The organism is Palleronia pelagia (genome assembly GCF_900110115.1).
In the GTDB taxonomy this organism is placed as follows: domain Bacteria; phylum Pseudomonadota; class Alphaproteobacteria; order Rhodobacterales; family Rhodobacteraceae; genus Palleronia; species Palleronia pelagia.
The window spans coordinates 37,946-63,981 of record NZ_FOCM01000004.1; the positions used below are offsets into that span (position 1 = coordinate 37,946).

The window sequence follows — 26,036 nt, forward strand, 5'->3', positions numbered from 1 at the left end:
GGCCGGGGGCCGCGACATGCGCATCTTCGTGGCCCTCGACCTGCCCGACGACCTGACGGCCGCCCTGGGCCGGGTGCAGGACAAGCTGATCGTCGGCCGCCCGGTGGACGAGGACGACTTCCACCTGACGCTGGCCTTCGTGCCGAAGGTCAGCATCCCCCAGCTCGACGACCTGGCGCTCGATCTCGAAATGCTGGTGCCGCCGCCCGTGGCGTTACGGGTGACGGAGCTCGACATGTTCGGCGCCGCGCATCCCCGCAGCCTGCATGCCGTCGTTGCGCCCGATCCGGCCTTGCTGGCGCTGCAATCCAAGGTCGCCACGCTGGTCCGCCGGGCCGGCATCGACCTGCCCCACCGCAAGTTCGTGCCCCACATCACGCTGGCGCGGTTCCCGAGCACCATGGCCCCCGAGGATCACGCGCGGCTGGGCCGGTTCCTGTCGGCGCATGGCGGGTTCACCCATCCGCCGGTGCCCGCGGCAGGCCTGACGCTGTATCAATCCACCCTGCGCGACGACGGCCCGGTCTACGACGCGCTGCAAAGCCATGCGCTGGGCTAGGGGCGTCGGCGCCGCCCTTCTGTGGTTGGCGCTGCTGCCCTTCGCACTCTACGCGCTGCGGTTCGGCTTCGACGGGCTGCGCGCGCCCCTGCCCGATCACTACCTCTTCCAGCCGGAAACCTTCGCCAATGCGCCCATGTCGGCGCACATGACCCTCGGGGCGGCGCTGACCCTGCTGGCCCCGCTTCAGATCTTCACCGCGCACCGTGCCAACCGCCTGCACCGCCGGAGCGGTCCCGTCGTGGTCGCGCTGACGGCGATCACGGCGGTGGCGGGGCTGACCTTCATCGCGCTGCGCGGCACTATCGGCGGCCCGAACATGAGCGCGGGTTTCACGCTCTACGGTGGGCTGATGCTGATTGCCGCCCTCGCCACCGCCCGGTTCGCGGCCCGCGACCGGGCGCGGCACCGCCGCTGGGCGCTGCGGCTGGTGGTGCTGGCCGTCGCCTCGTGGATCTTCCGTGTCCACTACGGGATCTGGTACGCGGCCACGGCTGGCTGGGGGTCGAACGAGGCGCTGACCGGGCCGTTCGACCGGATTCAGGTCTGGGCGTTCTTCCTGCCCTATCTCGCACTTCTGGAATGGAAATTCGCACGCGAAAGGCGCGCGACCCCGGCCGCGCGCCCCTAGCTTCATCTTTCCGAAAATACCTCCCGGGGGTGCGGGGGTGGGAAACCCCCGCCCTGCCCCAGCGGGGCCGGATCAGCCCAGCCCGCCGGGATACCACTCGCCCATCTTGACCTCGGTCTCGGCCACGGCGTCCGACAGCATCTGCGCGAAAGCCTCGGGGTCCTGCGTGCCGCCGTCGCGGCCGCGATAGTGGTAGGGATAGACATAGGCGGGCGAGAACTCGGCCACGGCATCCGCCGCCTGCTCGGCGCCCATGGTAAAGGGCAGGTTCATGCAGACGAAAGCCACGTCGATATCCTCGAGCGCGCGCATCTCGGGCGTGCCCTCGGTGTCGCCCGAGATGTAGACCCGCACGCCGTCGATATTCAGGATGTAGCCGTTGTCGCGGCCCTGCGGGTGAAAATTCTCGCGCCCCTCGGTGATATTGTAGGCCGGGACCGCCTCGATATCGATGCCCAGCGCATCGGTGCTGTCGCCGTTCGCGATGCTCTGGGTCATCGCCTTCATCTCGTCCGGCATCATGTCGTAGACGGCCGGGTTCGCGATCATCTGGGTCTTGCCCGCCGAGATCTCGGCCAGGAGCTCGGGCGCGTAGTGGTCGCCGTGCTCGTGGGTGATGAGGATCAGGTCGGGATCGGGCGCATCCTCGTAATCCGAGGCGTCGCCGACCGGGTCGACATAGATCACGCCGGCGGGCGTCTCCATCCACATGGACGCGTGGCTCACGGGGTGGACGACGATCTCGCCACCATCCGTCGGGAACGTGTTGCCCGAGTGCTCGGCCGCGCCGGCGCGGAACGGCAGCACGGTGATGGCGCCCATGGCGGCGGCGGATTTCAACAGGGTTCTGCGGGTGGTCATCGGGGCATCTCCTCTTGTCTGACGCGGGCAAATAGTCCGCCGGCCCGGAAAGTCCCGAGCCTGAGCCGCGGCGACAGGCCCGAACGGCGAAGAGATGCCGATCCTGTCGAACGACGCGCCGAACGCCCATGCCGCCTCGAAACGCCGGGCGCCGGGCCCAACGTCCCGCGCCCCGCTTTCCTTTCGCGGCAGCGCGGGTATGGTGGCGCGCATGATGGACTGGCTGACCGAGCACAAGATCCCCGTGGGGGCCGTCGCGGGCGATGCCTTCGAGTGGTTGCAGACCAACGGCGCCGCGGTGTTCGACGCCGTGGCGATCTTTCTCGAGGACCTGATCGACCTCGTGCTGGCCGTGTTCCTGATGCCGCCCAACGCGAACTGGTTCACCGGGGGCGACGGCTACGCGCCGCTTTATCCCGAGGACTACCACCCGCTGCTGATCGTGGCGGGTTTCGTCGCGCTGACCTGGGCGCTTCAGCGCAGCTGGCAGACCTGCCTGCTGGTGCTGCTGGGGTTCCTGTTCATCCTCAACCAGGGCTACTGGGAGGAGACGGCCGAAAGCCTGACGCTGGTGCTGTCGGCCTGCGTGGTCTGCATGGGGCTGGGCGTGCCCATCGGGATCGCCGTGGCCCACCGGCCCAAGGTCTATGCCTGGGTGCGCCCGGTGCTGGACCTGATGCAGACGCTGCCCACCTTCGTCTACCTGATCCCGGCCATCGTGTTCTTCGGCATCGGCATGGTGCCGGGCCTGATGGCGACGGTGATCTTCGTGCTGCCCGCGCCGATCCGCCTGACCCACCTGGGCATCGCGAACACGCCCAAGCCGCTGATCGAGGCGGCGCAGGCCTTCGGCGCCACGCCGCGACAGCTTCTGTGGAAGGTCGAGCTTCCGTCGGCCCTGCCCCAGATCATGGCCGGCCTGAACCAGACCATCATGCTGTCGCTGTCCATGGTCGTGATCGCGGCGCTGGTGGGCGCCGACGGGCTGGGCGTGCCGGTGGTGCGCGCGCTGAACCAGGTGAACACCTCGCTGGGGTTCGAGTCCGGGTTCATCATCGTGGTGGTCGCCATCATGCTGGACCGGATGCTGCGGGTGCGCGAGAAATGATCCTGGACGGGCAATGCCATTGCGGGGCCGTCCGCTTCACCGTGCGGCTGACCGACGGACTGAACACCGCGCGGCGGTGCAGCTGTTCGCTCTGCGCCAAACGCGGGGCGGTGGCCGTGTCGGCCCCGCTGGACGGCATCACGATCCATCAGGGTGCCGACAGGCTGTCGACTTACCGCTTCAACACCGGCGTGGCCGAGCATCACTTCTGCTCGGTCTGCGGGATCTACACCCATCACAAGCGCCGCTCGGACCCGGACCAGTATGGCGTGAACCTCGCCTGTCTGGAAGGGCAGACGCCCTTCCTGCCCGAAGTCGAGGTGCTGGACGGCCAGGCCCATCCCTCGGACGGCAACGCCGCCCGGCTGGCCGGGGTGCTGCGCTTCACGGAAGGCGCGCGGGATGGCTGAGAACGCGGTGATCTTCGACAGCGTGTCGATCGTCTTCGGCGACCGTCCGGGCGAGGCGCTTCCGCTGATGGACGCGGGCAAGGAGCGTGGCCCGATTCAGCGCGAGACCGGTCAGGTCCTGGGCGTGCATAACTGCTCGCTCGCGGTGCCCGAGGGCGAGATCCTGGTGCTCATGGGCCTGTCGGGGTCGGGCAAATCCACGCTGCTGCGCGCGGTGAACGGGCTGAACCCGGTCGCGCGCGGCGAGGTCCGCATCCGCCAGGACGGCCGCGAGGTGAGCGTCACCAAGGCCAAGCCCAAGGCGCTGCGCAAGCTCAGGCTCAACACCGTGTCCATGGTGTTCCAGCAATTCGGCCTCCTGCCGTGGCGCACGGTCGAGGACAACGTGGGCCTGGGGCTGGAGCTGGGCGGCCTGTCGGCCAAGAAGCGGCGCGAGCGCGTGCGCCACCAGCTGGACCTGGTCGGGCTGGCGGATTGGGGCAGCCGCAAGGTGGGCGACCTGTCGGGCGGGATGCAACAGCGCGTGGGCCTGGCGCGCGCCTTCGCCACCGACGCGCCGATCCTGCTGATGGACGAGCCTTTCAGCGCGCTCGACCCGCTGATCCGCACCCGCCTTCAGGACGAATTGCTGGATCTGCAGGACGATCTGGGCCGCACCATCGTCTTCGTCAGCCACGACCTGGACGAGGCGTTCAAGCTGGGCGACCGGATCGCGATCATGGAGGGTGGGCGCATCGTCCAGCACGGCACGCCGCGCGACATCTTCCAGAAGCCCGCGAACGAGTACGTCGCCAATTTCGTGGCGCAGATGAACCCGCTGATGGTGCTGACGGCCCGCGACGCGATGGAACCGGCCATGCTGGACCTGCCCGAAACCATCGAGGCCGAGACCGACATCAAGTCGGTGATGGAGTCGCTGGGCGAGACACGGCGCGCGCTGGGCGTCGTCGAGAACGGCAAGGTCATCGGACAGATCACGCGGCAATCCGTGCTGGACCGCCTGCTCGGTCCGCGGGGGTGACGGAACGCCGCACCGGCGGGACGCGTTCGACCCGGTGACAGCGAAAGGCCCTGCCCCGTGACCGACATCAACGACATCCTGGATGACCTCGAAAACCTGGCCGATGACGAAAGCGATGTCAGCGTGCGGGACGTGCAGAAGAAGATCGGCCATCGCGGCGCCGGGGTGTTCCTGCTGGTGCCGGGGCTGCTGGGCATGTCGCCGCTGGGCGGGATCCCGACCGTGCCCACGCTGATGGCACTGGTGACGGCCGTGGCCGCCATCCAGATCGCGATCGGCAAATCCAACCTGTGGCTGCCAAGTGTCCTGGCCGACCGGGCCGTCGATGATGACCGTCTGAAGCGCGCCGTGTCGAAGGGGCGTGGTCCGGCGCGGTGGCTGGACCGGCATTTCGGTAAACGGCTCGAATCCCTGACCGGGGAGGTCATGGTCCGCGTGGCGGCGGCGATCTGCATCGCGCTGGCCGCCACCTGCCCACCGCTGGAGGTGGTGCCGTTCGCGGCCCTGATCCCGCTGGCGGGCATCGCCCTGTTCGGGCTGGCGATCACCCTGCGCGATGGCGCGGCGATGCTGGTCGCGCTGATCTACGCCGCCGGTGCGCTGACGGCGGCGTGGATGCTCATGCCTTGATCGGCTTCTGAAGAAGCGGCAGCACCTGCGCCATCTCGGGTCCCCGCGACTGACCGGTGACCGCCAGGCGCAGCGGCATGAAAAGCGCCTTGCCCTTGCGGCCCGTGGCGTCCTTTACCGCTGTGGTCCATTCGCCCCACGTCTCGGAGGTGTAGGGATGCGGCGGCAGCAGGGCCACGGCCTGGTCGATGAATTCGCGGTCCTCGTCGGCCACGATGGGCATGGGCCCGTCCCGCAGGATCGCCCACCACCGCACCATGTCGCCGCGGGTCTCGATGTTGTCGTGCACCAGCGACCAGAAGGCCGGCGCCAGCTCGTCCGGCACCCCCAGCGCCGAGATGTCCGACGCCATGTCCCCGACGCTCTGGGCCGCCAGTACGCGCGCGGTCAGGGGTCGAAGGTCCTCGGCATCGAACTTGGTGGGCGCGGCACCGAACCGGGTGACGTCGAAGCCTTCGGCGATCTCGTCCAGCGTCAGGCGCAGTTCGACCGGGTCCGACGAACCGAGCCGCGCCATGAGCGACAGCAGCGCCATGGGCTCGATCCCGGCGGCCCGGAAATCGCGCAGCGACAGGGTGCCCAACCGCTTGGACAGCGCCTCGCCCTGCGGGCCGGTCAGCAGCGAATGGTGCGCGAACTGGGGGTGCCCGTGCCCAAGGGCCTTCATGATCTGGATCTGCGTCGCGGTGTTGGTCACGTGGTCCGACCCGCGCACCACGTGGGTCACGCCCATATCGGTGTCATCCACGACCGAGGCGAGCGTATAAAGAACCTGCCCGTCGCCCCGGATCAGCACCGGGTCGCTGACGCTGGCCGCGTCGATCGAGATGTCGCCGAGGATGCCGTCCTGCCATTCGATCCGCTCGTGGTCGAGCTTGAACCGCCAGTGGCCGTCGCCCCGTTCGGCCCGGAGCTGATCCTTGTCGGCGTCGGACAGGTCCAGGGCGGCGCGGTCATAGACCGGCGGGCGGCCCATGTTCAGCTGCTTCTTGCGCTTCAGGTCCAGCTCGGTCGGCGTCTCGAACGCCTCGTAGAACCGGCCCTCGTGGCGCAGCTTGTCGGCCGCATCGTGGTAGCGTTCCAGACGGTGGGACTGCCGCTCGACCCGGTCCCATGTCAGGCCCAGCCACTCGAGGTCCTCCATGATGCCATCGACATATTCCTGGCGCGAGCGCACGGGGTCGGTGTCATCGAGCCGCAGGATGAACGTGCCACCCGCCTTCTTGGCGATCAGCCAGTTGAACAGGGCAGTGCGCAAATTGCCGATATGGATGTAGCCCGTGGGCGACGGGGCAAAGCGTGTGGTGGTCATCAAGGGCTCCTCATTCTCGAATCCCTTCCCACAAGGCCGTGGGGTTGTCCAGAAACGGGCACGTCGCGGGGGTTGCATCCCGACGTCACCTTACCAATGGTAGCGCACAAACTCGACAGAGCCGAGGTTAAAAGATGCGTGCGCATATCCTGACCATCACCCTGAACCCGACGGTGGACTTCTCGACCGCGACGGACGGGATCGTCCCCGAGCTGAAATTGCGCTGCGACGATCCGCAGATCGACCCGGGCGGCGGGGGCATCAACGTGGCCCGCGCGATCCGACTTCTGGGCGGACAGGCGGTGGCGCTGATCGCCATCGGCGGCGGGACCGGCGCGCAACTGCTTCAACGTCTCGCGCACGAGGGAGTGGCGACCGTGGCGTTCCAGGGGCCCGGCGAGACGCGGCAATCGGTATCGGTCATCGACCGGACCGATGGACAGCAATACCGCTTCGTCATGCCCGGCCCCACCTGGGGCGAGGGCGATATCGGGCGGGCCCTGAACTCGATCGACCAGGCCACGGGCGACGACACCCTGGTGGTTCTGTCGGGCAGCCAGCCGCCGGGCGTGGCCAAGGATTTCCCGTCGATCCTGGCCGATCACGTGGGCGACCGGGGCGCGCGGCTTATCGTCGACACGTCCGGCCCCGCCCTGCACCACCTGGTGGAAAAGCCGCACCCTTCGCTGCACCTGCTGCGCATGGACGATGCCGAGGCCGAGGAACTGGCGGGCCGCAAGCTGCCATCGGTGACCGACACCGCCGCCTTCTGCCGCGAGCTAATCGACCGCGGCGTCGCGCGCTCGATCATCGTGGCGCGTGGGGCCGATGGCTCGGTCCTGTCGACCGCCGAAGGTTCCTGGCACTCGGTCGGGCCGAAGGTCGACGTCATCTCGAAGGTCGGCGCGGGCGACAGCTTCGTGGGTGCCTACACGCTGGGCCTGGCCGAAGGGCGCGAGGCCGGCGAATGCCTGCGCCTGGCGGTGGCCGCCGCGTCGAACGCCGTCATGACCGAGGCCACCCGCCTGTGCGACCGCGAGACGACGGACCGCCTGATGCAGGACTGCACCCTGACCAGGCTATGAGCGGCACGGACTGGGCCGAGGCGACGCCCCCCACGCTGGAAACGATGGAAGAGATGGCGCGCGGAGCGCTGGCCGCCCTGCCCGACACCTTCGCCAAGGGCGCGGCCGGCATCGCGCTGCGGGTCGTGGACCTGGCGGATGACGACATACTCGACTCGCTCGAGATGGACGATCCCTACGCGCTGACCGGGCTTTATGACGGGATCCCGCTGACCGAGAAATCGGTGATGGACCAGCCCATGGGGCCCGACACGATCTGGCTGTTTCGCCGGGCGATCCTGGACGAATGGATCGCGCGCGGCGACATCGCCCTGGGCGACCTGGTGGCGCACGTGCTGGTCCACGAGCTGGCGCATCATTTCGGCTGGTCGGACGCGGACATCGCGCGCATCGACCGCTGGTGGGAATAGATCCCGCCCCACACCAATAAAACTGGGCTTTGTCATCCGATAACGGCCGATGGGCAGGTCATGGCGATCCATCCGGGCGGTCCTGTCATCGCGTGACGCGCGCGGTCCGGGCTATCGCAATGGGGTCGATCCCGCCCGCGCGCCGACCGAGTCGTCGTGCGGGCATGGACCGGCCGGCGCGTGTCGCCGGACCCTTTACATCCGCCGGCCCGGCGCCGGCTTGCAGGAGCAATCCCATGAAAATCGTCGCCCCCCTTCTCGTCTCGGCCGCACTGCTGTCCGCCTGCGGTCCCCAAGGCGTCATCGACACGGACATGGAGCGCGGCCTTGTTGGCGCGGCCATGGGCTATGGCGCGGCCAAGGCCGTGAACGGCAACGGCGACCGCGGCGCGATCATCGGCGGGCTGGCCGGCGTGTTCTGCGACGACGCGGGCGTGTGCCGCCGGTCCTACGGCTACTGAGCGAATCGGCGCGGCCCCGCGCGGGCCGCGCCAAGCCACTCCCCGAAATGCAAAACGCCGCCCCGGATCGGGGCGGCGTTTTGGCATTCGGAAAGGCCGAGATCGTTACTTGATCTTGCCTTCCTTGTACTCGACGTGCCTGCGCGCGACAGGGTCGTACTTACGGATCGACATCTTCTCGGTCATCGTGCGCGCGTTCTTCTTGGTCACGTAGAAGTGGCCGGTATCCGCCGTCGAGTTGAGACGGATCTTGATGGTGGTTGGCTTCGCCATGCTGTTCTCTCCTCAACGCGGGGGATCGGCGTCAGATTCTGGGTTGAGAGCGCCTTTTACGCCCCGCCGTGCGATAGTCAACCCGCGACCGGGCGGCAAGGCAAATGTGCGCGGACGGCCTGTAAGCCGGATCCTGTCCCCCGTGTCGCCACGGGTGGATGATCATTCATCTGGGCCTGCCGTTGCCGACAGGCTCGAGCTGCCTACCCGGACCGCTGGGCGGAAGAAGCCCTGGCGCGAAGCCGCGCGGTCCCTATTCGGCATTGCTCCCGGTGGGGCTTGCCATGCGGGCCGTGTTGCCACGCCCCCGGTGGGCTCTTACCCCACCGTTTCACCCTTGCCCCGGGCGGACCCGGGGCGGTCTGTTTTCTGTGGCGCTATCCGTCGGGTTGCCCCGCCCGGGCGTTACCCGGCACCGTCTCTTCCCGGAGTCCGGACTTTCCTCGCGCACCGGTCGCCCGGCGCACGCGATCATCCAGCCATCCGCGCAGTCCGGCAGCTATGCGCCCGCTTTCGCCCCGTCAACGCCAAAGCGGCGCGCCAGCGCGCGGGCGAGCCCGGCATCGGTCGCATCGCGCGGGCCCGTCGCCCAGGGCCGATGGCGCAAGCGCAACGCGCACAGAAGCGTTCCGGGATCTTCGGTCGCGGTGTAGTCGGCTTGCGCCATCGCGGCGGCGAAGGCGCTGTCGTCCATGTCGCCCCCCTCGGGCGTGACCGAGATCGCCAGCCCCCGCCGGGCCAGCCGGGCCCAGTCAAAACGGGGCCCGGGGTCCACCTTTCGCCCGGGCGCCATGTCGGAATGGCCGATCACGCGGGCGGGCGGGATACCGTGACGGGCAAGGATACCCGGCAGAAGCCGTTCCAGCGCGTCCATCTGGGCGGCCGCGAAGGGCGAGGTGCCGTCGTTGGACAGCTCGATCCCGATAGAGCGCGAGTTGACGTCGCGCACCGGCCCCCACGCCCCCGCACCCGCGTGCCAGGCGCGCTGGTCCTCCTGCACCATGTGGATCACTCGGCCGTCCGGCCCTACCAGGTAATGCGCGCTGACCTCGGCCGCCGGGTCGCACAGGCGGTCACGCGCGGCTTCGCAGGAGGCCATCGCGGTGTAATGAAGGACAACCATGTCCGGCCGCGCGCCATCGCGGCGCGGGCCGAAATTGGGGGATGGGTGCCAATCGGGCGTCAGCCCCGCGCCCGCCGGAACGGTGCCGGGTCCCAGGCGCAGGCGAAGCCGTCGCCGTCGGGGTCAAGGTTCAGGCGATCCCGCTCGGGGCCGCCGGCCTCGAGAAACGCTTCCTGCGCCAGGTCGGGCGAGGCATAGCCCTGGCAGGCGCGGGCCGAGCGCGACTCCAGCGCGATGCCCGACCGTCGGTAGATCGGCTGCCCCCGGGCGTTGCTGGTGTTCAGCGCGTAGGCGACGATGTTCGGCCCGTCATTGCCGCCGTCGCGCTGCGGCACGGCGGTGGGCTGGATCACGCGGTAAGCGGCACGCTGGCGGGCCAGACGCTCGGCATCGGACTCGATGGTCTCGCGCGCCGTGACGGCGTCGAAGCTCTGCTCGTCGGAAATGCCGGGGTTGTTCGCGGGCGTCACCGGCACTGTTCCCGCGGGCTGGCCGGCATTCGCGCTGGAGGCCGCCGCGGTGCGGCTGGCCGACAGCGGCGCGCCGGCGCCGATGGGCTCGGCCGAGGGGAGCGCACCGCCCTGCCCGCTGGGCAGGCCCGCCGCGCGCAGTTCCTCGGACGAGATCACCGGCTGGGTCGGGGCGACCGACGCCTGCGGCCGGCCCGCGCCGCTCAGCTCGCGTTCGCGAGCGATGCGGGCGGCCTCGTAGGATTCGTAGCTGCCGAAGCCCACGCCGCGGCCGTAATCCACCGGCCGGCCGTCCAGCGTCGCACCGCTTTCGGGCAGGGTCGGCCCGCAGGCCGCCAGCGCAAGGACCGATAGGCGCGCGAACTTCCACATGACGAAGGTCTCCTAGTAACTCGGCCCCGTTTTACCACCAACGCTCGGGCTTGGCCACAAAGCCCGCCCGCGCTTCGAGCTCGGCGGCGGTATTGAGCAGATCGCCTTCCTCGAACGGACGCCCGATCAGTTGCAGACCCAGCGGCAGCCCCTTGGAGTCGAGCCCGGTGGGCACCGCGATCCCGGGAAGACCGGCGAGGTTGACCGTCACCGTGAAGACGTCGTTCAGGTACATCGCCACCGGATCGCTGTCGGCCATTTCGCCCAGCCCGAAGGCCGAGGTCGGCGTGGCCGGCGTCAGGATCGCGTCGACGCCCTGCGCGAAGACCTCGTCGAAGTCGCGCTTGATCAGCGCGCGGACCTTGCGGGCGCGGTTATAGTAGGCGTCGTAGAACCCCGCCGACAGCACGTAGGTGCCGACCATGACGCGACGCTTGACCTCATCGCCGAAGCCTTCGGCGCGTGTCTTCTCGTACATCTCGGTGATGCCGTCGCCCTGGTCCAGCTTGGCACGGTGGCCGAAGCGCACGCCGTCGTAGCGCGCCAGGTTCGACGATGCCTCGGCCGGGGCGATCACGTAATAGGCCGGCAGCGCGTACTTGGTGTGCGGTAGGGACACGTCGACGATCCTGGCGCCCGCGTCTTCCAGCATCTTGCGCCCTTCCGCCCACAGGCGGTCAATCTCGTCGCTCATCCCCTCCATGCGGTATTCGCGCGGCAGGCCGATGGTCTTGCCCTTGATGTCGCCGGTCAGCGCGGCCTCGAAATCGGGAACGGGGATGTCGGCGCTGGTGCTGTCCAGCGGGTCATGCCCGGCCATGGCCTGCAGAAGGATTGCTGCATCGCGCACGGACTTGGTCATCGGGCCGGCCTGGTCCAGAGACGAGGCAAACGCGACGATGCCCCAGCGCGACACGCGGCCATAGGTCGGCTTCAGCCCCACGGTGCCGGTGAAGGCGGCGGGCTGGCGGATCGAGCCGCCGGTATCGGTCCCGGTGGCGGCAAGGCAGAGGTCGGCCGCCACGGCCGCCGAAGAGCCGCCGGACGACCCGCCCGGGGTCAGCTTCCGGTCGTCCACCTTCCACGGGTTCACGGCATTGCCATAGGTGCTGGTCTCGTTCGACGAGCCCATGGCGAATTCGTCCATGTTGAGCTTGCCCAGCATGACCGCGCCGGAGTCCCACAGCTGGCGGGTGACGGTGGATTCGTACTCCGGCCGGAAGCCTTGCAGGATCCGGCTCCCGGCCTGACTGTCCACGTGCCTGGTGCAGAACAGGTCCTTGATGCCCAGCGGGATACCGCAGAGCGCGGGCGCGTCGCCGGATTTCAGCCGCGCATCGGCGGCATCGGCCATCTCCAGCGCCTTTTCCGGGGTCTTGTGCACCACGGAATTGAGCGCGTCGGCGCCGTCGATGGCCGTCAGGCAGGCCTCGGTCAGGGCGCGGGCGGTCACGTCACCGGCGCGCAGGCGGTCGCGCGCCTCGGCGATGGTCAGGGTATTCAGGTCAGCCATTATTCCACCACCTTCGGGACGGCAAAGAAGCCCTCGCGCGCGTCGGGCGCGTTGGCCAGCACCTTGTCGGGCTGGTTGCCGTCGGTCACCACGTCCTCGCGCCGCTTCAGCCGCTGGGGCGTGACGCTGACCATGGGTTCGACGCCGTCGACATCGACCTCGTTCAGCTGCTCGATGAAGCCAAGGATGGTGTTGAACTCACCCGCCAGCGCGTCGAGCTGGTCGGGCTCGACCCGGATGCGCGCCAGCTTGGCGACGCGCGCGGCGGTGTCTTTGTCGATGGACATGGGGGCGGCACCCTTCGTGTCGGTGGCGTTGATCGCGCTGGGCTTAGCGCCCCGCGTGCGCCCTTTCAACCCGGTCCCGGCGCAGCACGGTGATCATCCAGCCCAGCATCACCGCGTTCAGCAGGTGCCAGACGAAATGGGTGCCCAGCGGGACCGCCCCGCAGACCGGCATGTCGAGGCTGCGGAACGTCAGCGACAGCGCCAGGATCCCCGCGCCCAGCGCCAGCCCCCGCGCCACCTGCGGCAACCGCGTCCGCAGCCACAGCGCGTAACCCGCGATGGCCAGCGGCACGGGCCAGTACATGGCAGATATGGCGAAGCCCGGCAGCGCCGCGAAGAGGCGACCGCCCAGCGCCAGGTAAGGGATGAAGGCCAGCGTGCCCAGCGCTGCGCCCCACCATGGCCAGCCCAGATAGCGGCGGTTGGCGGCGAAGACGTAGATCAGGATGAAGATGGCGATGGGCAGCGTGTCGGCCAGCGCCGCCCAGCGCGTGGCAAGGGTGTGGAACAACCCCGACCCCACGCCGATCAGGAACAGCACCACGCACAGCAGCCGTTCGATCCCGCGCGCCGCCGGGAACAGCCACATCGCCACGAGGAGGAAGGCAAGGTTCGTCAGTGCGTTCGCGGGCTCGGCCCAGACACCGGGCCCGAGGCGTTCGCAATAGGCGTCGATCTGGGCCGTCCACTCCATGATCAGGAGCCTAGCAGTCGCCCGGACGGGCGGCGCTGTGACCCGAGGCCGCGCATCACACGGGCATCAGCGCCCAGTAGTCCAGGTCGAGCAGAACGTGCGGCAGGTACTTGCCCGCGTCGTCGCGCAGCCCCTCGCCGTCGCCTTTCGCCGCCACCAGCCGCAGCCGGATGGCGCCCACGCCGGGCGCCGGGGTCTCGGCCGTCTCAATCACCTCGGACCAGGCGCGCACGGTATCGCCCGCGAAACACGGGTTGGCGTGGGCCCCGGCGTTCAGCCCGACGATCATCTGCGCGTTGGCAAGGCCATTGAAGCTGAGCGCGCGGGCCAGCGAGATCACGTGCCCGCCGTAGATCAGCCGCTTGCCATCCTCGCGCTGGGTCGCGTCAAAATGCACCTTGGCGGTGTTCTGCCACAGGCGCGTGGCCAGCATGTGCTCGGCCTCCTCCACGGTGACGCCATCGACATGGTGGATGACTTCGCCGGGCTGGTAGTCGCCCAGGCGGTGCGGCTCGCCCGCGAGGTCGAAATCGTAGCCGGTGAAGTCCAGACCTTTGGGGATCACCAGGTCCGCCGCGTCGACGACGCCGGCCAGCGTCGGCACGACCGTCTCGGGGGCCGGGGCATCCGCGTCGCGCTTGCGCACCATCACCCAGCGCACGTAGCTCAGCACATCCTCGCCGCGCTGGTTGCGGCCCGTGGTGCGCACCCAGACCACGCCCGTCCTGCCGTTCGAGTTCTGCTTGAGCCCGATGACCTCGGATTCGGAGCTGAGCGTATCGCCCGGCCAGACCGGGGCGAGCCAGCGGCCTTCGGCATAGCCAAGGTTCGCCACCGCGTTCAGCGACACGTCCGGCACCGTCTTGCCGAAGACCGTGTGGAACGCGACCAGGTCGTCCAGAGGCGACGCCGCCAGCCCGCAGGCCTGCGCGAAGGCGTCGGAGGAATAGATTGCCCCCCGCGCCGGGTAGAGCGCGTGATACAGCGCCCGTTCACCCTGCCCCACCGTGCGCGGCACCGCATGGCGGATCACCTGTCCGACGCTGTAATCCTCGAAGAAGCGGCCCGGATTGGTCTTGGTGCTCATTGCGCGCCCAGCTTCATGTCAGGCGAGTACGGCGCGTCGACCTTCTTGGTCACCGCCTGGGCGCAGCGCATGACGCCGTGTTCGGCATCGAAGGCGTAGGCCGGGTCGCCATAGAGCTCCCAGCCCTTCGACAACGCCTCGGACACCTTGTGGCAAAAGGCCGACGAGTCGTCGCCGGTCAGCAGACGGTAGATCATGATCAGGCTCCGAAAGGATTGACGCCCAGCCAGTAGTGGATGGCGGTGATGATGACGTAGAGAACGGCAGTGATGACGGCCAGACGGATCGTACCCTTGGTCGATCCGCCCTCGTAGGGCTGCCAGTCGGGCTCGCGCATGTTGATGAGCCGCATCTCGGCCAGCGCCCAGACGATGAACGTCCCCCACATGATGACCGAGGCGAGGTCGCCGTTCACCAGCAGGTGCAGCGCCGACCAGAGCGCGAAGCCCCAGAGCTGCGGGTGCCGCATGTGCCGCCGCAGCGACGACTTGGAGCTGCCCAGCCCGAACAGCGCGATGGCCGGGAACATGAGCAGGTCGACCAGGTGCACGCCCCAGGCGGGCGGCGTGTAGACCGGGATGAAGGGTGCCGCGCGGTACCCCATGACGATCAGCACCACCGACAACAGCAGCACGGCGGCGAAGACACCTTTCGAGGCGGTCCCCAACCGTTCGGTCAGCGAGGCGCGGGCGTCGGGCGCGACGCGTTTGAAGACGTGGGCGACGACCCACAGGACCAGTCCGCCGATCAGCAGCCCCATCAGGATGCCCCCCCGGCGCGGGCCAGCACCTTGCGGGCGGTGGCGACATGCAGGTTCTCGACGATCTTGCCATCCAGCACGGCGACCCCCTGCCCCTGAGCCTCGGCCGCTTCGAACGCCTCGATCTGGCGTTTGGCGGTGTCGACCTGGGCCTGCGACGGGCTGAAGACCTCGTTGCAGATGGCGACCTGCGCGGGGTGGATCAGCGTCTTGCCGTCCATGCCCAGCGCGCGGCCCTGTTCGCATTCGGCGCGCAGGCCGTCCTCGTCCTTGAAGGCATTGAACACGCCGTCCACGCAGGGAATGCCACCCATGCGCGCTGCGGCCAGGCAGGTCTGGAGCGCCATCATGAGGGGCATCCGATCGCCCCCCGTCTCGCAGCCCAGTTCGGCCGCCAGGTCATTGGTGCCGATGACGAAGCCACCCATGCGCGGGGCCTGCGCGATCTCGGCCGCGTTGAACACGCCGCGCGTGGTTTCCATCATCGCCCAGATGCGCGTCTCGGCGCAGCCGGGATGGGCGTCGAGCCGCGCGGCGATGCTGGCAACGTCCGTCGCGGCACCGACCTTGGGCAGCAGGATCGCCTGGGGTCCCGCGTCCATGACGGTCTCGAGATCCTCGCCGCCCCAGGGCGTGTCCATGCCGTTCACCCGCACCAGCTGCGCGCGCGAGCCATAGCCGCCCACCCGCAGGGCCGCGGCCAGCGTCTCGCGGGCGTTGGCCTTTTCGCCCGGCGCCACCGCGTCCTCGAGGTCGAAGATGATGGCATCCACGTCCAGCCCCCGCGCCTTTTCCAGCGCGCGTTCCTTCGAGCCGGGAATGTAGAGAACCGATCGCCAGGGGCGGTGCGTCGCGGACATGGGAAGACCTCCTGCGGGCAATAATGTGTCGCTTGAGACCACGGATCCGACAGTTTCCGCAACCCCAATCGTGCCGCGACGCAGAAAGCGGCCAGGGAACGCAGGGTTAAGCCGCGTTTACCGGATCGGAACGCAGGCTGGGCATCATGACCCTGGAAACGGAACGGAGCCTGCCATGACCCGCCCCTTGATGATCCTGACCCTGTCGCTCGGCACCATCGCGCTGGCCATCGGGGCGGCGCGCGCCCAAGCTGGCCAGAACTGCGCCCCCCGTCCGATCGTCTTGCAGAAGCTGAACGACGTATATGATGAGACGCGCCGCTCCATCGGTCTGTCCGGCTCCGGCCAGGTGGTCGAGGTCTTTGCCGCGGACTCGGGCAGCTGGACCATCATCGTCACCTCGCCGAACGGGCTGACCTGCGTCGCCGCGGCGGGCCAGTCCTTCGAAACCACGACCGAAAGCCGGGCACCGGCGGGCGACCCGGCCTAGGCAAGCGCGCCCCAGACCAGCCGCGCGCCGCTGGCCAGCAGCATGAGGTAAGTCACCGCGAAGAACAGGCGCTCGGGGATGCGGCGATGCGCGATGACGCCCAGCCAGATGCCGATCACCGCGAAGGGCGACAGGATCACCCCCGCCATCAGGCTGGTGGGGGTGAAGATCCCGAGGCCCGCGTAGGGCACGAACTTCATCAGGTTCACCGCCCAGAACACGATCACCGTGGTCGCCTGGTAGTCCGTCTTGGCCACCTTGCGCGACAGCAGGTAGACGGCCGCCGGTGGCCCGCCCGCGTGGCTGATGAAACTGGTGAAGCCGGCCGCCAGCCCCCAGCAGGCCCCCGCGATACGGCCCGCGGGCAGGCCCTCGACCCGCAGCCAGCCCCGGGCGCGCGCCATCTGGAACGCGACGAAGCCGAGCGCGATCAGGCCGATCAGCAGGCCGAACACCTCGGGCGCGACGATGGTATAGACCAGCGCGGCCAGCGCCACGCCCGGGGCCGCGCCCAGGATCAGCACCCGCGCTGCCTCGCCATCCCACTCGCGCCAGTAGGGGCGCAACGCCGTCACGTCCATCAGCATGAGAAGCGGCAGCATCACCGCCAGCGCATCGCCCGGCGGCACCACCAGCGCCAGCAAGACCGCCGCGCCGAAGGCCGCGCCCGATCCGAAGCCGCCCTTGGAGATCCCGGCATACAGAACGGCCGGGATCGCCACCGCGAAAAACCCAAGTGTCAGCTCCATCCGGCCCCTTTCCGCCAAGCGCCTCGCCCAAACAGGCGATGCCTCGCCGGTTCCATACCTTGCAAAAAATATATCCCGGAACCAGTGGCTTGGCCTTCGCGTCTATTGGCCAGATGCGGCAGCGCGCCGCAGTATACAAATAGGAGAATAGGAATGAATCGCTTCCTGATCACCACCACTACCGCCGCCCTTGCCCTGTCGACCAGTGCGCTTGTTGCCGTGGGCCAGACCTCCGACAACGCCTTCGTCGACTACCAGGCCGATGCTGCGACCGAACTGTTCGCCTCTGACCTGGTGGGCGCGCGGATCTACGCGACCGAGTCCGAGGTCGGCGACACCATGGAAGCCGGCTCCGAGCAGGAGTGGGACAACCTGGGCGAAATCAACGACATGATCCTCAGCGAAGACGGGTCGGTCCAGACCGTGATCCTCGGCATCGGTGGCTTCCTTGGCATCGGCGAGCGCGACGTGGCCGTCGATTTCTCGCAGATCCAGATCGTGCGCGATGGCGATGATGCCACCGACTACTTCCTGGTCGTGAACGCCACGCAGGAAGAGATGGAGAACGCGCCCGAGTTCGAGCGTTCGGAAGTCGAAGAGGAAATGGAAGAGACCGCCGCCGAGGCCGAAGCCGCCGCGGGCGAGGCCGCCGAGGAAACCGGCGAAGCCATGGACGAGGCCGCGACTGAGGTCGACCAGGCCGCCGACGCCGCCGAGGCCGAAGCCGAGGAGACCGCCAACGAGGCGGAAGCCGCCGCGTCCGAAGCCGCCAACGAGGTCGATCAGGCCGCTGAAGGCGCCGAAGCCGAGATGGAAGAGGAAATGAACGAAACCGAGACCAACCAGTAAGCCTGGCCTCGTTTCCAGTAAGTCCCAAAGGGGCCGCCCGGTCGATCCGACCCGGGCGGCCCTTTTCGATCCGGGCGCCGGGCACGGCCGGGCGGCGTCACGCCCTTGCGTCGTGGGCCGTTGCGGCTTAACCGTCTGCCGGACCTTTGCAACCACCGGAGATTTCCATGGCCAGACCGAAAATCGCGTTGATCGGTGCGGGACAGATCGGCGGAACCCTCGCCCATCTGGCGGCGATCAAGGAACTTGGCGACGTCATTCTCTTCGACATCGCGGACGGCACGCCGCAGGGCAAGGCGCTCGACATCGCCGAGTCGGGCCCGTCCGAGAAATTCGACGCCGCGCTGAAAGGCACCACCTCGTACGAGGATATTGCCGGCGCCGACGTCTGCATCGTCACCGCGGGCGTGCCGCGCAAGCCGGGCATGAGCCGCGACGACCTGCTGGGCATCAACCTCAAGGTCATGAAGTCGGTGGGCGAAGGCATCGCCGCCAACGCACCCGACGCCTTCGTCATCTGCATCACCAACCCGCTCGACGCGATGGTCTGGGCCCTGCGCGAGTTCTCGGGCCTGCCCCACCAGAAGGTCGTGGGCATGGCCGGCGTGCTTGATTCCGCGCGCTTCCGCCACTTCCTGAGCCTGGAGTTCGACGTCTCCATGCGCGACGTCAGCGCCTTCGTGCTGGGCGGCCACGGCGACACGATGGTGCCGCTGACCCGCTATTCCACCGTGGCCGGCATCCCGCTGCCCGACCTGGTGAAGATGGGTTGGACCAGCCAGGAAAAACTGGACGAGATCGTGCAGCGCACCCGTGACGGCGGCGCCGAGATCGTCGGCCTGCTGAAGACCGGCTCGGCCTATTACGCCCCGGCCACCAGCGCCATCGAGATGGCCGAGGCCTACCTGAAGGACCAGCGCCGCCTGCTGCCCTGCGCGGCCTGGTGCGACGGCGAGTTCGGGCTGGACGGCATGTATGTGGGCGTGCCCACGATCATCGGCGCCAACGGCATCGAGAAGGTCGTGGACATCAAGCTGGAGAAGGACGAGCAGGCCATGTTCGACAAGTCGGTCGAAGCCGTGCGCGGCCTCGTCAGCGCCTGCAAGGGGATCGACGACAGCCTCGCCTGACCCACCCGGCAACTTGATGCGCAAGGGCCCCCGGCATCGCCGCGGGGCCCTTTTTCATTGCGCAACGGGACGAGTCCGCGCAAGATCCACGCATCGCCCCGGCAGCGCCGCCGATATTGTGATCACAGCAAAACCACGTGTGATCACAGTTCGCGGTTTTTCAGCGAGTCGTCTGCATTTTCTCACTATTCCGTTTGGCGCGCCCCCCGGCTCGTGGTCTACACTGCCCGCCAAACGAAGGACGTGAGGACAGTGCGATGAACATCCACGAATACCAGGCCAAGGCGCTGCTGCGCGATTACGGTGCACCGGTCAGCGACGGCCGCATCGTCACCCGCGCCGAGGACGCCAAGACGGCGGCGGGCGAACTGGACGGCCCGCTCTGGGTGGTCAAGGCGCAGATCCACGCCGGCGGCCGCGGCAAGGGCAGCTTCAAGGAAGCTGACAGCGGCGACGGCGGCGGTGTCCGCCTTGCCAAGTCGGTGCAGGAAGCCGCCGACCAGGCAAAGAAGATGCTGGGCCGAACGCTGGTCACGCACCAGACCGGCCCCGGCGGCAAGCAGGTCGGCCGCGTCTACATCGAGGACGGATCGGGGATCGAGACCGAGCTTTACCTCGCGCTGCTGGTGGACCGGCAGACCAGCCGCGTCAGCTTCGTCTGCTCGACCGAGGGCGGCATGGATATCGAGGAGGTCGCGGCGTCGACCCCCGAGAAGATCCTGAGCTTCAGCGTCGATCCCGCCACCGGCTACCAGGCGTTCCACGGCCGCCGCATTGCCTTCGCGCTCGGCCTGACCGGCCAGCAGGTCAAGCAATGCGTCAAGCTGATGGGCCAACTCTATGCCATGTTCGTCGACAAGGACATGGAGATGCTCGAGATCAACCCGCTGATCGTGACCGACAGCGGCGATCTGAAATGCCTCGACGCCAAGATGGGCTTCGACAGCAACGCGCTGTATCGCAACGCCGACATCGCCAACCTGCGGGACGAGACCGAGGAGGACCCCAAGGAGCTCCAGGCCTCGAAATACGACCTGAACTACATCGCGCTGGACGGCGAGATCGGCTGCATGGTCAACGGCGCGGGCCTGGCCATGGCGACCATGGACATCATCAAGCTCTACGGCGCCGAGCCGGCCAACTTCCTCGACGTGGGCGGCGGTGCGACCAAGGAAAAGGTGACCGAGGCATTCAAGATCATCACCTCGGACCCGCAGGTCAAAGGCATTCTCGTGAATATCTTCGGCGGCATCATGCGCTGCGACGTCATCGCCGAAGGCGTCATCGCCGCGGTGAAGGAAGTCGGGCTGCAAGTGCCGCTGGTCGTCCGCCTTGAAGGCACCAATGTCGACAAGGGCAAGGAGATCATCTCGAACTCCGGCCTGGACGTCATCGCCGCCGACGACCTGAAGGACGGCGCCCAGAAGATCGTGAAGGCGGTGAAGGGGTGAGACACGGGGCCGGCCCGGACGGGCCGGCGCATGCTCCATTGAACCGGTCGTCCCACGAACGGATGGAGCCCGATGGAACCCGCCGGAGTCGTCAGGGAAGGACGCACGCATGACCAGGAACGCCCCAGCAGAACTTTCGCCCATCATCGTCGGCGCCGCGCTGCTTGGCACCGGGATGTTGCTGCGCCGCTGGCAGCCTTCGGCGCTCAGCCTGCCCGAGCGCCCCGATACGCTGCACCGCGACAGCGGTGCACGGCGGGCGGCGCGCAAGACCCGGGACGGCATCGCGCGGGTGCTGCCGTCGAACCTCACCGGCTCGCTGGGCCGGACGCTCATCATCGCGGGCGCGGGGCTTGTCCTCGTGCGTCTGCTGGACTTCGCCGTCGACGACGGCGAGGCGCTTTTCGACTGACGCCGGGCGACCGGCAAAGACAACAGACCCGAAGGAGGCCCCGATGGCCGTACTCGTCGACAAAGATACCAAAGTCATCTGCCAGGGCTTCACCGGAAGCCAGGGCACGTTCCACTCCGAACAGGCCATCGCCTATGGCACCAAGATGGTCGGCGGCGTCACGCCCGGAAAGGGCGGCCAGACGCACCTGGACCTGCCCGTGTTCAACTCCTGCCACGAGGCGGTGCACCAGACCGGCGCCAACGCCACCGTGATCTACGTGCCGCCCCCCTTCGCGGCCGACTCGATCCTCGAGGCGATCGACGCCGAGATCCCGCTGATCGTCTGCATCACCGAGGGCATCCCGGTTCTGGACATGATGAAGGTCAAGCGCGCGCTGGAAGGCTCGAACTCGAAGCTGATCGGCCCGAACTGCCCGGGCGTCATCACCCCCGACGCCTGCAAGATCGGCATCATGCCCGGCCACATCCACAAGCGTGGCAGCGTCGGCGTGGTCAGCCGCTCGGGCACGCTGACCTACGAGGCCGTGAAGCAGACCACCGACGTGGGCCTTGGCCAGTCGACCTGCGTGGGCATCGGCGGCGACCCGATCAAGGGGACCGAGCATATCGACGTGCTGGAATGGTTCCTGGCCGATGACGAGACCGAGAGCATCATCATGATCGGCGAGATCGGCGGCCAGGCCGAGGAAGAGGCCGCGCAGTTCCTGGCGGACGAGCGCAAGAAGGGCCGTTGGAAACCCACGGCCGGCTTCATCGCGGGCCGCACCGCCCCCCCGGGCCGCCGCATGGGCCACGCGGGCGCCATCGTGGCGGGCGGCAAGGGCGACGCCGAATCGAAGATCGCCGCCATGAAAGAGGCCGGCATCGTGGTCGCCGACAGCCCCGCCACCCTGGGCGAGGCCGTGCTGGAGGCCATCGGGAAGTAGACCAAGCGGAAAGGACGCGCGCCGATGCATCGGGGCCGTGACATGACCCACCCAGAACAGGCGACGGCCGCGCCCGCGGCCGCCGCGCGGTGGCGCGCATGACCCTGTCCGAATCGGTCCGTACCTGCCTGACGCAGAAATACGCCAGCTTCTCGGGCCGCGCGTCGCGGTCGGAATACTGGTGGTTCATGGGGGCCTACCTGTTCTTCGGCATGGGCGTGGGCCTCCTGGGCAAGGCGGCGCAGCTCGTCTTCGTCCTGGCGGTGATCTGCCCGCTGGTGGCGGTCGGGGCGCGACGGTTGCAGGATACCGGTCGCCCCGGGGCCCTGATCTTCGTGCCGCTGGCGCTGGCGCTGCTGTTCGCGTGGCTGGCGCCCGGCGCGCCCGCGCAGGGCACGCCCGGGGTTCAGCCGGTCACGCAGGGCGAGGCGATCGGCGCGCTGGCGATGATGCTGATCCAGATGCTCGTGGCGCTGATCTACCTGTGGCTTCTGACACGTCCCGGCGACGACCGAGCGAACGCTTACGGCCCCCCGCCCGAAACCGTGGCGCAAGAGGCCTGAGATGTCGTTCACCGAAGCCGTCCGTACCTGCCTCGCCAAGTATTTCACCTTCTCGGGCCGTGCGTCGCGGCCCGAATACTGGTGGTTCATGCTATTCATCTTCGGAATGTCGCTGATCCTCGGCGTGCTCGACGGGATGATCTTCGGTTTCAACCGCGTGGAATACGCGCCCGACGCCGTCCAGTACGAGGCGAACGGCCCGCTGGCGTCGCTGTTCTCGCTGGCCATGCTGGTCCCGATCCTGTCGGCCGGTTGGCGGCGGATGCACGACAGCGGACGCACGGGCCTGCACCTTTTGTATCCCTTGATCGTCATTATCGGTGTCACCACCTTCATGGGAGTCGTGGCCGGGTTCGGCCCGGTCCTGCAGGGCGATTTCGGCACCGTGATCGCCGGCGGCAGCACCCTGATCCTCGCTTTCGCGATGGTCGTCTTTCTGATTTCCCCCCTCGTGGTGCTGTGGTGGCTGACGCGGCCCAGCCAGCCGCACCCCAACAAATACGGACCGCCGCCCACCCATATCGCGGCCCGCAACGAATGAAGCGTTTCCCTTCGGAGTCCACGCCATGACCGACCAATCCCGCAACGACCAGTTCCGCGCCGAAAGCTTCGCGCAAGGACACAACGCGGCCTACCTGGAACAGCTCTACGCCCGCTATGCCGACGACCCGCAGGCCGTGGACGAAAGCTGGCGGAGCTATTTCGACAGTCTCGGCGATGCCGAGGCCGCCGCGCACGAGGCGGCCGGTCCCAGCTGGGCGCGCACCGACTGGCCGCCCCAGCCGAACGACGACCTGACCGCCGCGCTGGACGGCCAATGGCCCGCCGATCCGGCCGCCAAGCCCGACGGCAAGGCGCTGGCCAAGAAGATCACCGAGAAGGCCGAGTCGAAGGGCGCCGATATCAGCAAGGAGCAGGTGCGCCAGGCCGTTCTGGACAGCCTGCGCGCGCTGATGCTGATCCGCGCCTACCGGATCCGCGGCCACCTGGCCGCCGACCTGGACCCGCTGGGCCTGCGCGAGGCCAGCAATCACCCCGAGCTCGACCCGGAATCCTACGGGTTCAGCGACGCCGACATGGACCGGCCCATCTTCATCGACAAGGTGCTGGGCCTCGAGGTCGCCACGCTGGCCGAGATCCTGGCCATCGTGAAGCGCACCTACTGCGGCACGTTCGCCCTGCAATACATGCACATCTCGGACCCCGAGCAGGCCGGCTGGCTGAAGGAGCGGATCGAGGGCCTGGGCAAGGAGATCGCCTTCACCAAGGAAGGCCGCCGCGCCATCCTCAACAAGCTGGTCGAGGCCGAGGGCTTCGAGAAATACCTGCACGTCAAGTACATGGGCACCAAGCGTTTCGGCCTTGATGGCGGCGAGGCGCTGATCCCGGCAATGGAGCAGATCATCAAGCGCGGCGGCGCGCTGGGTCTGAAAGAGGTCGTCATCGGCATGCCCCACCGGGGCCGCCTGTCGGTCCTCGCGAACGTGATGCAGAAGCCCTATCGCGCGATCTTCAACGAATTCCAGGGCGGCAGCTTCAAGCCTGACGACGTGGACGGCTCGGGCGACGTGAAATACCATCTGGGCGCCTCCGATGACCGTGAATTCGACGGCAACACAGTGCACCTGTCGTTGACGGCGAACCCCAGCCACCTCGAGGCGGTGAACCCCGTCGTGCTGGGCAAGGCGCGTGCCAAACAGGACCAGTTGAACGACACCGACCGGGACGAAGTCCTGCCGGTTCTGCTGCACGGCGACGCGGCCTTCGCCGGTCAGGGCGTGGTGGCCGAGTGTTTCCAGCTTTCGGGCATCCGCGGCCACCGCACGGGCGGCACCATCCATATCGTGGTGAATAACCAGATCGGCTTCACCACCGCGCCCAGCTTCTCGCGGTCGTCCCCCTACCCCACCGACATTGCCCTGATGGTCGAGGCGCCGATCTTCCACGTGAACGGCGACGATCCCGAGGCGGTGGTCCACGCCGCCAAGGTCGCGACCGAGTTCCGCCAGAAGTTCCGCAAGGACGTGGTGATCGACATCATCTGCTACCGCCGGTTCGGCCATAACGAGGGCGACGAGCCCATGTTCACGAACCCGGCGATGTACAAGAAGATCAAGCAGCAGAAGACCACGCTGACCAAGTACACCGAACGGCTGGTCGCAGAAGGGCTGATCCCCGAAGGCGAGATCGAGGACGCCAAGTCCAAGTTCCAGCAGCACCTGGCCGACGAGTTCGAGGCCGGGCGCGACTTCAAGCCAAACAAGGCCGACTGGCTGGACGGACGCTGGTCGGGCCTGAACAAGCAGGGCGAGAAGTACCAGCGCGGCAAGACCGCCATCTCGCCCGAAACGCTGCAGCAGGTCGGTAAGGCACTGACCACCACGCCCGACGGTTTTGCCGCCCACAAGACCGTTGACCGGTTGCTGGACGCAAAGCGGCAGATGTTCGAGTCGGGCGAAGGCTTCGACTGGGCCACGGCCGAGGCGCTGGCCTTCGGGTCACTGCTGACGGAAGGCTACCCGGTGCGGCTGTCGGGCCAGGATTCGGGCCGGGGCACGTTTTCGCAACGTCACTCGGCGCTGGTCGATCAGAAGACCGAGGATCGCTACTACCCGCTCAATCACATCAAGGAAGGGCAGGCCCAGTACGAGGTCATCGACTCGATGCTGTCGGAATACGCCGTGCTGGGCTTCGAGTACGGCTATTCGCTGGCCGAGCCCAATGCCCTCACACTGTGGGAGGCGCAGTTCGGCGACTTCGCCAACGGCGCGCAGATCATGTTCGACCAGTTCATCAGCTCGGGCGAGTCCAAGTGGCTGCGGATGTCGGGCCTCGTCTGCCTGCTGCCCCACGGCTACGAGGGCCAGGGCCCCGAGCACAGCTCGGCCCGGCTGGAGCGGTTCCTGACCATGTCAGGGCAGGACAACTGGATCGTCGCGAACTGCACCACGCCCGCGAACTATTTCCACATCCTGCGCCGGCAGATGCATCGCAGCTTCCGAAAGCCGCTGATCCTGATGACGCCCAAGTCGCTGCTGCGCCACAAGCTGGCGGTGTCGAAGGCCGAGGAGATGGCCACCGGGTCGTCCTTCCACCGGATCCTGTGGGACGACGCCCAGCAGGGCAATTCCGAGCTGACGCTGAAGTCCGACGACCAGATCAAGCGCGTGGTCCTGTGCTCGGGCAAGGTCTATTACGACCTGCTGGAGAAGCGCGACGCCGAGGGTCTGGACGACGTCTATCTCCTGCGGATCGAGCAGTATTATCCTTTCCCAGCGCACAGCCTGGTGAAGGAGCTGACCCGCTTCAAGGATGCGAAAATGATCTGGTGCCAGGAAGAGCCCAAGAACCAGGGCGCCTGGAGCTTCGTCGAGCCCAACATCGAATGGGTGCTGAGCCGCATCAAGGCCAAGCACACCCGCCCGGAATATGCCGGTCGCCAGACCGCCGCGTCGCCCGCCACGGGCCTCGCCAGTCAACACAAGACCCAACAAGCGGCGCTGGTGAATGCCGCGCTGGGAATCGAAGGATAAGACC

Annotated in this window: 31 protein-coding genes and 1 other RNA gene; 18 read left to right on the forward strand and 14 right to left on the reverse strand. The window is 68.0% G+C overall.

Annotation, left to right across the window (positions count from 1 at the left end):
* Positions 1–16: 16 nt before the first annotated feature.
* On the forward strand, positions 17–559 hold the full coding sequence (thpR, locus tag BMX96_RS09575; RefSeq protein ID WP_091845295.1) for an RNA 2',3'-cyclic phosphodiesterase: 543 nt from the start codon (positions 17–19) through the stop codon (positions 557–559).
* Positions 546–1,190, forward strand: a complete 645-nt coding sequence (locus BMX96_RS09580) for a DUF2306 domain-containing protein (RefSeq protein ID WP_091845296.1) — start codon at positions 546–548, stop codon at positions 1,188–1,190. Before thpR ends, BMX96_RS09580 begins: the two co-directional genes overlap by 14 nt.
* 72 nt (positions 1,191–1,262) lie before the next feature.
* Here BMX96_RS09580 and BMX96_RS09585 read toward each other — a convergent pair whose 3' ends face one another.
* Positions 1,263–2,051 (reverse strand): MBL fold metallo-hydrolase, encoded by a 789-nt coding sequence (locus tag BMX96_RS09585; RefSeq protein WP_091845297.1) that lies wholly within the window; start codon positions 2,049–2,051, stop codon positions 1,263–1,265.
* Positions 2,052–2,265: 214 nt separating this feature from the next.
* On the opposite strand from BMX96_RS09585, the gene choW reads away from it, so the two are divergent.
* Genes choW through BMX96_RS09605 form a run of 4 tightly spaced genes read left to right on the forward strand, consistent with a single transcriptional unit; the run spans position 2,266 to position 5,220 of the window.
* Positions 2,266–3,159, forward strand: coding sequence for a choline ABC transporter permease subunit (choW, locus tag BMX96_RS09590; protein ID WP_073128362.1), 894 nt, complete (start codon positions 2,266–2,268; stop codon positions 3,157–3,159).
* Complete coding sequence (locus tag BMX96_RS09595; protein WP_091845298.1) at positions 3,156–3,569, forward strand: GFA family protein; 414 nt, start codon at positions 3,156–3,158, stop codon at positions 3,567–3,569. Before choW ends, BMX96_RS09595 begins: the two co-directional genes overlap by 4 nt.
* On the forward strand, positions 3,562–4,590 hold the full coding sequence (choV, locus tag BMX96_RS09600) for a choline ABC transporter ATP-binding protein (RefSeq protein WP_091845299.1): 1,029 nt from the start codon (positions 3,562–3,564) through the stop codon (positions 4,588–4,590). Before BMX96_RS09595 ends, choV begins: the two co-directional genes overlap by 8 nt.
* 57 nt (positions 4,591–4,647) lie before the next feature.
* Positions 4,648–5,220 (forward strand): exopolysaccharide biosynthesis protein, encoded by a 573-nt coding sequence (locus tag BMX96_RS09605; protein ID WP_091845300.1) that lies wholly within the window; start codon positions 4,648–4,650, stop codon positions 5,218–5,220.
* Here the strand turns inward: BMX96_RS09605 and gltX are convergent.
* Positions 5,210–6,532, reverse strand: a complete 1,323-nt coding sequence (gltX, locus tag BMX96_RS09610; protein WP_091845301.1) for a glutamate--tRNA ligase — start codon at positions 6,530–6,532, stop codon at positions 5,210–5,212. The genes BMX96_RS09605 and gltX overlap by 11 nt on opposite strands.
* 134 nt (positions 6,533–6,666) lie before the next feature.
* On the opposite strand from gltX, the gene BMX96_RS09615 reads away from it, so the two are divergent.
* From BMX96_RS09615 to BMX96_RS09625, 3 genes are all read left to right on the forward strand, one after another.
* Positions 6,667–7,617, forward strand: a complete 951-nt coding sequence (locus tag BMX96_RS09615) for a 1-phosphofructokinase family hexose kinase (protein ID WP_091845302.1) — start codon at positions 6,667–6,669, stop codon at positions 7,615–7,617.
* On the forward strand, positions 7,614–8,027 hold the full coding sequence (locus tag BMX96_RS09620) for a metallopeptidase family protein (RefSeq protein ID WP_091845303.1): 414 nt from the start codon (positions 7,614–7,616) through the stop codon (positions 8,025–8,027). The genes BMX96_RS09615 and BMX96_RS09620 overlap by 4 nt, the downstream gene beginning before the upstream one ends.
* Positions 8,028–8,263: 236 nt before the next feature.
* Positions 8,264–8,488 (forward strand): hypothetical protein, encoded by a 225-nt coding sequence (locus BMX96_RS09625; RefSeq protein WP_073128136.1) that lies wholly within the window; start codon positions 8,264–8,266, stop codon positions 8,486–8,488.
* 105 nt (positions 8,489–8,593) lie between these two features.
* Here BMX96_RS09625 and rpmG read toward each other — a convergent pair whose 3' ends face one another.
* The 11 genes from rpmG to BMX96_RS09680 form a co-directional block, all read right to left on the reverse strand.
* Positions 8,594–8,761 carry a 50S ribosomal protein L33 gene (gene rpmG / locus BMX96_RS09630; protein ID WP_091845304.1) on the reverse strand — a complete coding sequence of 56 codons (168 nt, stop codon included), beginning with the start codon at positions 8,759–8,761 and terminating at the stop codon, positions 8,594–8,596.
* Positions 8,762–8,867: 106 nt separating this feature from the next.
* Positions 8,868–9,248: RNase P RNA component class A (rnpB, locus tag BMX96_RS09635), an RNA gene on the reverse strand.
* 12 nt (positions 9,249–9,260) lie between these two features.
* The gene (locus BMX96_RS09640; RefSeq protein WP_330220641.1) at positions 9,261–9,980 is read right to left on the reverse strand and encodes an N-acetylmuramoyl-L-alanine amidase; all 720 of its coding nucleotides are present in this window, start codon (positions 9,978–9,980) and stop codon (positions 9,261–9,263) included.
* Positions 9,944–10,726 (reverse strand): hypothetical protein, encoded by a 783-nt coding sequence (locus BMX96_RS09645; protein WP_091845306.1) that lies wholly within the window; start codon positions 10,724–10,726, stop codon positions 9,944–9,946. Before BMX96_RS09645 ends, BMX96_RS09640 begins: the two co-directional genes overlap by 37 nt.
* Before the next feature lie 31 nt (positions 10,727–10,757).
* Positions 10,758–12,239 carry an Asp-tRNA(Asn)/Glu-tRNA(Gln) amidotransferase subunit GatA gene (gatA, locus tag BMX96_RS09650; protein ID WP_091845307.1) on the reverse strand — a complete coding sequence of 494 codons (1,482 nt, stop codon included), beginning with the start codon at positions 12,237–12,239 and terminating at the stop codon, positions 10,758–10,760.
* Entirely contained in the window at positions 12,239–12,526 is a 288-nt protein-coding gene (gatC, locus tag BMX96_RS09655) for an Asp-tRNA(Asn)/Glu-tRNA(Gln) amidotransferase subunit GatC (protein WP_073128141.1), read from the reverse strand. The genes gatA and gatC overlap by 1 nt, the downstream gene beginning before the upstream one ends.
* 43 nt (positions 12,527–12,569) lie before the next feature.
* The gene (locus BMX96_RS09660; RefSeq protein WP_091845308.1) at positions 12,570–13,220 is read right to left on the reverse strand and encodes a hypothetical protein; all 651 of its coding nucleotides are present in this window, start codon (positions 13,218–13,220) and stop codon (positions 12,570–12,572) included.
* A 55-nt stretch (positions 13,221–13,275) separates the two neighbouring features.
* Positions 13,276–14,307 (reverse strand): MaoC family dehydratase, encoded by a 1,032-nt coding sequence (locus tag BMX96_RS09665; RefSeq protein WP_091845309.1) that lies wholly within the window; start codon positions 14,305–14,307, stop codon positions 13,276–13,278.
* On the reverse strand, positions 14,304–14,510 hold the full coding sequence (locus BMX96_RS09670; RefSeq protein WP_407944665.1) for a DUF1737 domain-containing protein: 207 nt from the start codon (positions 14,508–14,510) through the stop codon (positions 14,304–14,306). The genes BMX96_RS09665 and BMX96_RS09670 overlap by 4 nt, the downstream gene beginning before the upstream one ends.
* Complete coding sequence (locus BMX96_RS09675) at positions 14,507–15,067, reverse strand: NnrU family protein (RefSeq protein WP_091845310.1); 561 nt, start codon at positions 15,065–15,067, stop codon at positions 14,507–14,509. Before BMX96_RS09675 ends, BMX96_RS09670 begins: the two co-directional genes overlap by 4 nt.
* The gene (locus BMX96_RS09680) at positions 15,067–15,927 is read right to left on the reverse strand and encodes an HpcH/HpaI aldolase/citrate lyase family protein (RefSeq protein WP_091845311.1); all 861 of its coding nucleotides are present in this window, start codon (positions 15,925–15,927) and stop codon (positions 15,067–15,069) included. The genes BMX96_RS09675 and BMX96_RS09680 overlap by 1 nt, the downstream gene beginning before the upstream one ends.
* A gap of 175 nt (positions 15,928–16,102) precedes the next feature.
* On the opposite strand from BMX96_RS09680, the gene BMX96_RS09685 reads away from it, so the two are divergent.
* Positions 16,103–16,417: a hypothetical protein gene (locus BMX96_RS09685; protein ID WP_236737022.1), complete on the forward strand. Its 315-nt coding sequence runs from the start codon at positions 16,103–16,105 to the stop codon at positions 16,415–16,417.
* On the opposite strand, the gene BMX96_RS09690 is transcribed toward BMX96_RS09685, so the two are convergent.
* Positions 16,414–17,166, reverse strand: coding sequence for a sulfite exporter TauE/SafE family protein (locus BMX96_RS09690; protein ID WP_091845312.1), 753 nt, complete (start codon positions 17,164–17,166; stop codon positions 16,414–16,416). The genes BMX96_RS09685 and BMX96_RS09690 overlap by 4 nt on opposite strands.
* 153 nt (positions 17,167–17,319) lie before the next feature.
* On the opposite strand from BMX96_RS09690, the gene BMX96_RS09695 reads away from it, so the two are divergent.
* From BMX96_RS09695 to BMX96_RS09730, 8 genes are all read left to right on the forward strand, one after another.
* Positions 17,320–18,015, forward strand: coding sequence for a PRC-barrel domain-containing protein (locus tag BMX96_RS09695; RefSeq protein ID WP_091845313.1), 696 nt, complete (start codon positions 17,320–17,322; stop codon positions 18,013–18,015).
* A 167-nt stretch (positions 18,016–18,182) separates the two neighbouring features.
* A complete protein-coding gene (mdh, locus tag BMX96_RS09700) occupies positions 18,183–19,145 on the forward strand; it encodes a malate dehydrogenase (protein ID WP_073128148.1) in 963 nt (320 codons plus the stop codon).
* Between the two features lie 257 nt (positions 19,146–19,402).
* Positions 19,403–20,596: an ADP-forming succinate--CoA ligase subunit beta gene (sucC, locus tag BMX96_RS09705; protein ID WP_091845314.1), complete on the forward strand. Its 1,194-nt coding sequence runs from the start codon at positions 19,403–19,405 to the stop codon at positions 20,594–20,596.
* Between the two features lie 109 nt (positions 20,597–20,705).
* Complete coding sequence (locus BMX96_RS09710; RefSeq protein WP_236737023.1) at positions 20,706–21,008, forward strand: hypothetical protein; 303 nt, start codon at positions 20,706–20,708, stop codon at positions 21,006–21,008.
* Positions 21,009–21,051: 43 nt separating this feature from the next.
* Positions 21,052–21,936, forward strand: a complete 885-nt coding sequence (gene sucD / locus BMX96_RS09715; protein WP_091845315.1) for a succinate--CoA ligase subunit alpha — start codon at positions 21,052–21,054, stop codon at positions 21,934–21,936.
* A gap of 98 nt (positions 21,937–22,034) precedes the next feature.
* The gene (locus BMX96_RS09720) at positions 22,035–22,499 is read left to right on the forward strand and encodes a DUF805 domain-containing protein (protein WP_139210034.1); all 465 of its coding nucleotides are present in this window, start codon (positions 22,035–22,037) and stop codon (positions 22,497–22,499) included.
* 1 nt (position 22,500) lies between these two features.
* Positions 22,501–23,040 (forward strand): DUF805 domain-containing protein, encoded by a 540-nt coding sequence (locus tag BMX96_RS09725; RefSeq protein ID WP_091845317.1) that lies wholly within the window; start codon positions 22,501–22,503, stop codon positions 23,038–23,040.
* 25 nt (positions 23,041–23,065) lie between these two features.
* Complete coding sequence (locus BMX96_RS09730; protein ID WP_091845318.1) at positions 23,066–26,032, forward strand: 2-oxoglutarate dehydrogenase E1 component; 2,967 nt, start codon at positions 23,066–23,068, stop codon at positions 26,030–26,032.
* The last annotated feature ends 4 nt before the right edge of the window (positions 26,033–26,036 follow it).

Excerpts from the sequence above, each read along its gene's own strand:
- thpR (WP_091845295.1), top strand. The coding sequence starts at position 17 with ATGCGCATCTTCGTGGCCCTCGACCTGCCCGACGACCTGACGGCCGCC.
- BMX96_RS09580 (WP_091845296.1), top strand. The coding sequence starts at position 546 with ATGCGCTGGGCTAGGGGCGTCGGCGCCGCCCTTCTGTGGTTGGCGCTG.
- BMX96_RS09585 (WP_091845297.1), bottom strand. The coding sequence starts at position 2,051 with ATGACCACCCGCAGAACCCTGTTGAAATCCGCCGCCGCCATGGGCGCC.
- choW (WP_073128362.1), top strand. The coding sequence starts at position 2,266 with ATGGACTGGCTGACCGAGCACAAGATCCCCGTGGGGGCCGTCGCGGGC.
- BMX96_RS09595 (WP_091845298.1), top strand. The coding sequence starts at position 3,156 with ATGATCCTGGACGGGCAATGCCATTGCGGGGCCGTCCGCTTCACCGTG.
- choV (WP_091845299.1), top strand. The coding sequence starts at position 3,562 with ATGGCTGAGAACGCGGTGATCTTCGACAGCGTGTCGATCGTCTTCGGC.
- gltX (WP_091845301.1), bottom strand. The coding sequence starts at position 6,532 with ATGACCACCACACGCTTTGCCCCGTCGCCCACGGGCTACATCCATATC.
- BMX96_RS09615 (WP_091845302.1), top strand. The coding sequence starts at position 6,667 with ATGCGTGCGCATATCCTGACCATCACCCTGAACCCGACGGTGGACTTC.
- BMX96_RS09620 (WP_091845303.1), top strand. The coding sequence starts at position 7,614 with ATGAGCGGCACGGACTGGGCCGAGGCGACGCCCCCCACGCTGGAAACG.
- BMX96_RS09625 (WP_073128136.1), top strand. The coding sequence starts at position 8,264 with ATGAAAATCGTCGCCCCCCTTCTCGTCTCGGCCGCACTGCTGTCCGCC.
- rpmG (WP_091845304.1), bottom strand. The coding sequence starts at position 8,761 with ATGGCGAAGCCAACCACCATCAAGATCCGTCTCAACTCGACGGCGGAT.
- BMX96_RS09645 (WP_091845306.1), bottom strand. The coding sequence starts at position 10,726 with ATGTGGAAGTTCGCGCGCCTATCGGTCCTTGCGCTGGCGGCCTGCGGG.
- gatA (WP_091845307.1), bottom strand. The coding sequence starts at position 12,239 with ATGGCTGACCTGAATACCCTGACCATCGCCGAGGCGCGCGACCGCCTG.
- gatC (WP_073128141.1), bottom strand. The coding sequence starts at position 12,526 with ATGTCCATCGACAAAGACACCGCCGCGCGCGTCGCCAAGCTGGCGCGC.
- BMX96_RS09660 (WP_091845308.1), bottom strand. The coding sequence starts at position 13,220 with ATGGAGTGGACGGCCCAGATCGACGCCTATTGCGAACGCCTCGGGCCC.
- BMX96_RS09665 (WP_091845309.1), bottom strand. The coding sequence starts at position 14,307 with ATGAGCACCAAGACCAATCCGGGCCGCTTCTTCGAGGATTACAGCGTC.
- BMX96_RS09675 (WP_091845310.1), bottom strand. The coding sequence starts at position 15,067 with ATGGGGCTGCTGATCGGCGGACTGGTCCTGTGGGTCGTCGCCCACGTC.
- BMX96_RS09680 (WP_091845311.1), bottom strand. The coding sequence starts at position 15,927 with ATGTCCGCGACGCACCGCCCCTGGCGATCGGTTCTCTACATTCCCGGC.
- BMX96_RS09685 (WP_236737022.1), top strand. The coding sequence starts at position 16,103 with ATGACCCGCCCCTTGATGATCCTGACCCTGTCGCTCGGCACCATCGCG.
- BMX96_RS09690 (WP_091845312.1), bottom strand. The coding sequence starts at position 17,166 with ATGGAGCTGACACTTGGGTTTTTCGCGGTGGCGATCCCGGCCGTTCTG.
- BMX96_RS09695 (WP_091845313.1), top strand. The coding sequence starts at position 17,320 with ATGAATCGCTTCCTGATCACCACCACTACCGCCGCCCTTGCCCTGTCG.
- mdh (WP_073128148.1), top strand. The coding sequence starts at position 18,183 with ATGGCCAGACCGAAAATCGCGTTGATCGGTGCGGGACAGATCGGCGGA.
- sucC (WP_091845314.1), top strand. The coding sequence starts at position 19,403 with ATGAACATCCACGAATACCAGGCCAAGGCGCTGCTGCGCGATTACGGT.
- BMX96_RS09710 (WP_236737023.1), top strand. The coding sequence starts at position 20,706 with ATGACCAGGAACGCCCCAGCAGAACTTTCGCCCATCATCGTCGGCGCC.
- sucD (WP_091845315.1), top strand. The coding sequence starts at position 21,052 with ATGGCCGTACTCGTCGACAAAGATACCAAAGTCATCTGCCAGGGCTTC.
- BMX96_RS09720 (WP_139210034.1), top strand. The coding sequence starts at position 22,035 with ATGACCCTGTCCGAATCGGTCCGTACCTGCCTGACGCAGAAATACGCC.
- BMX96_RS09725 (WP_091845317.1), top strand. The coding sequence starts at position 22,501 with ATGTCGTTCACCGAAGCCGTCCGTACCTGCCTCGCCAAGTATTTCACC.
- BMX96_RS09730 (WP_091845318.1), top strand. The coding sequence starts at position 23,066 with ATGACCGACCAATCCCGCAACGACCAGTTCCGCGCCGAAAGCTTCGCG.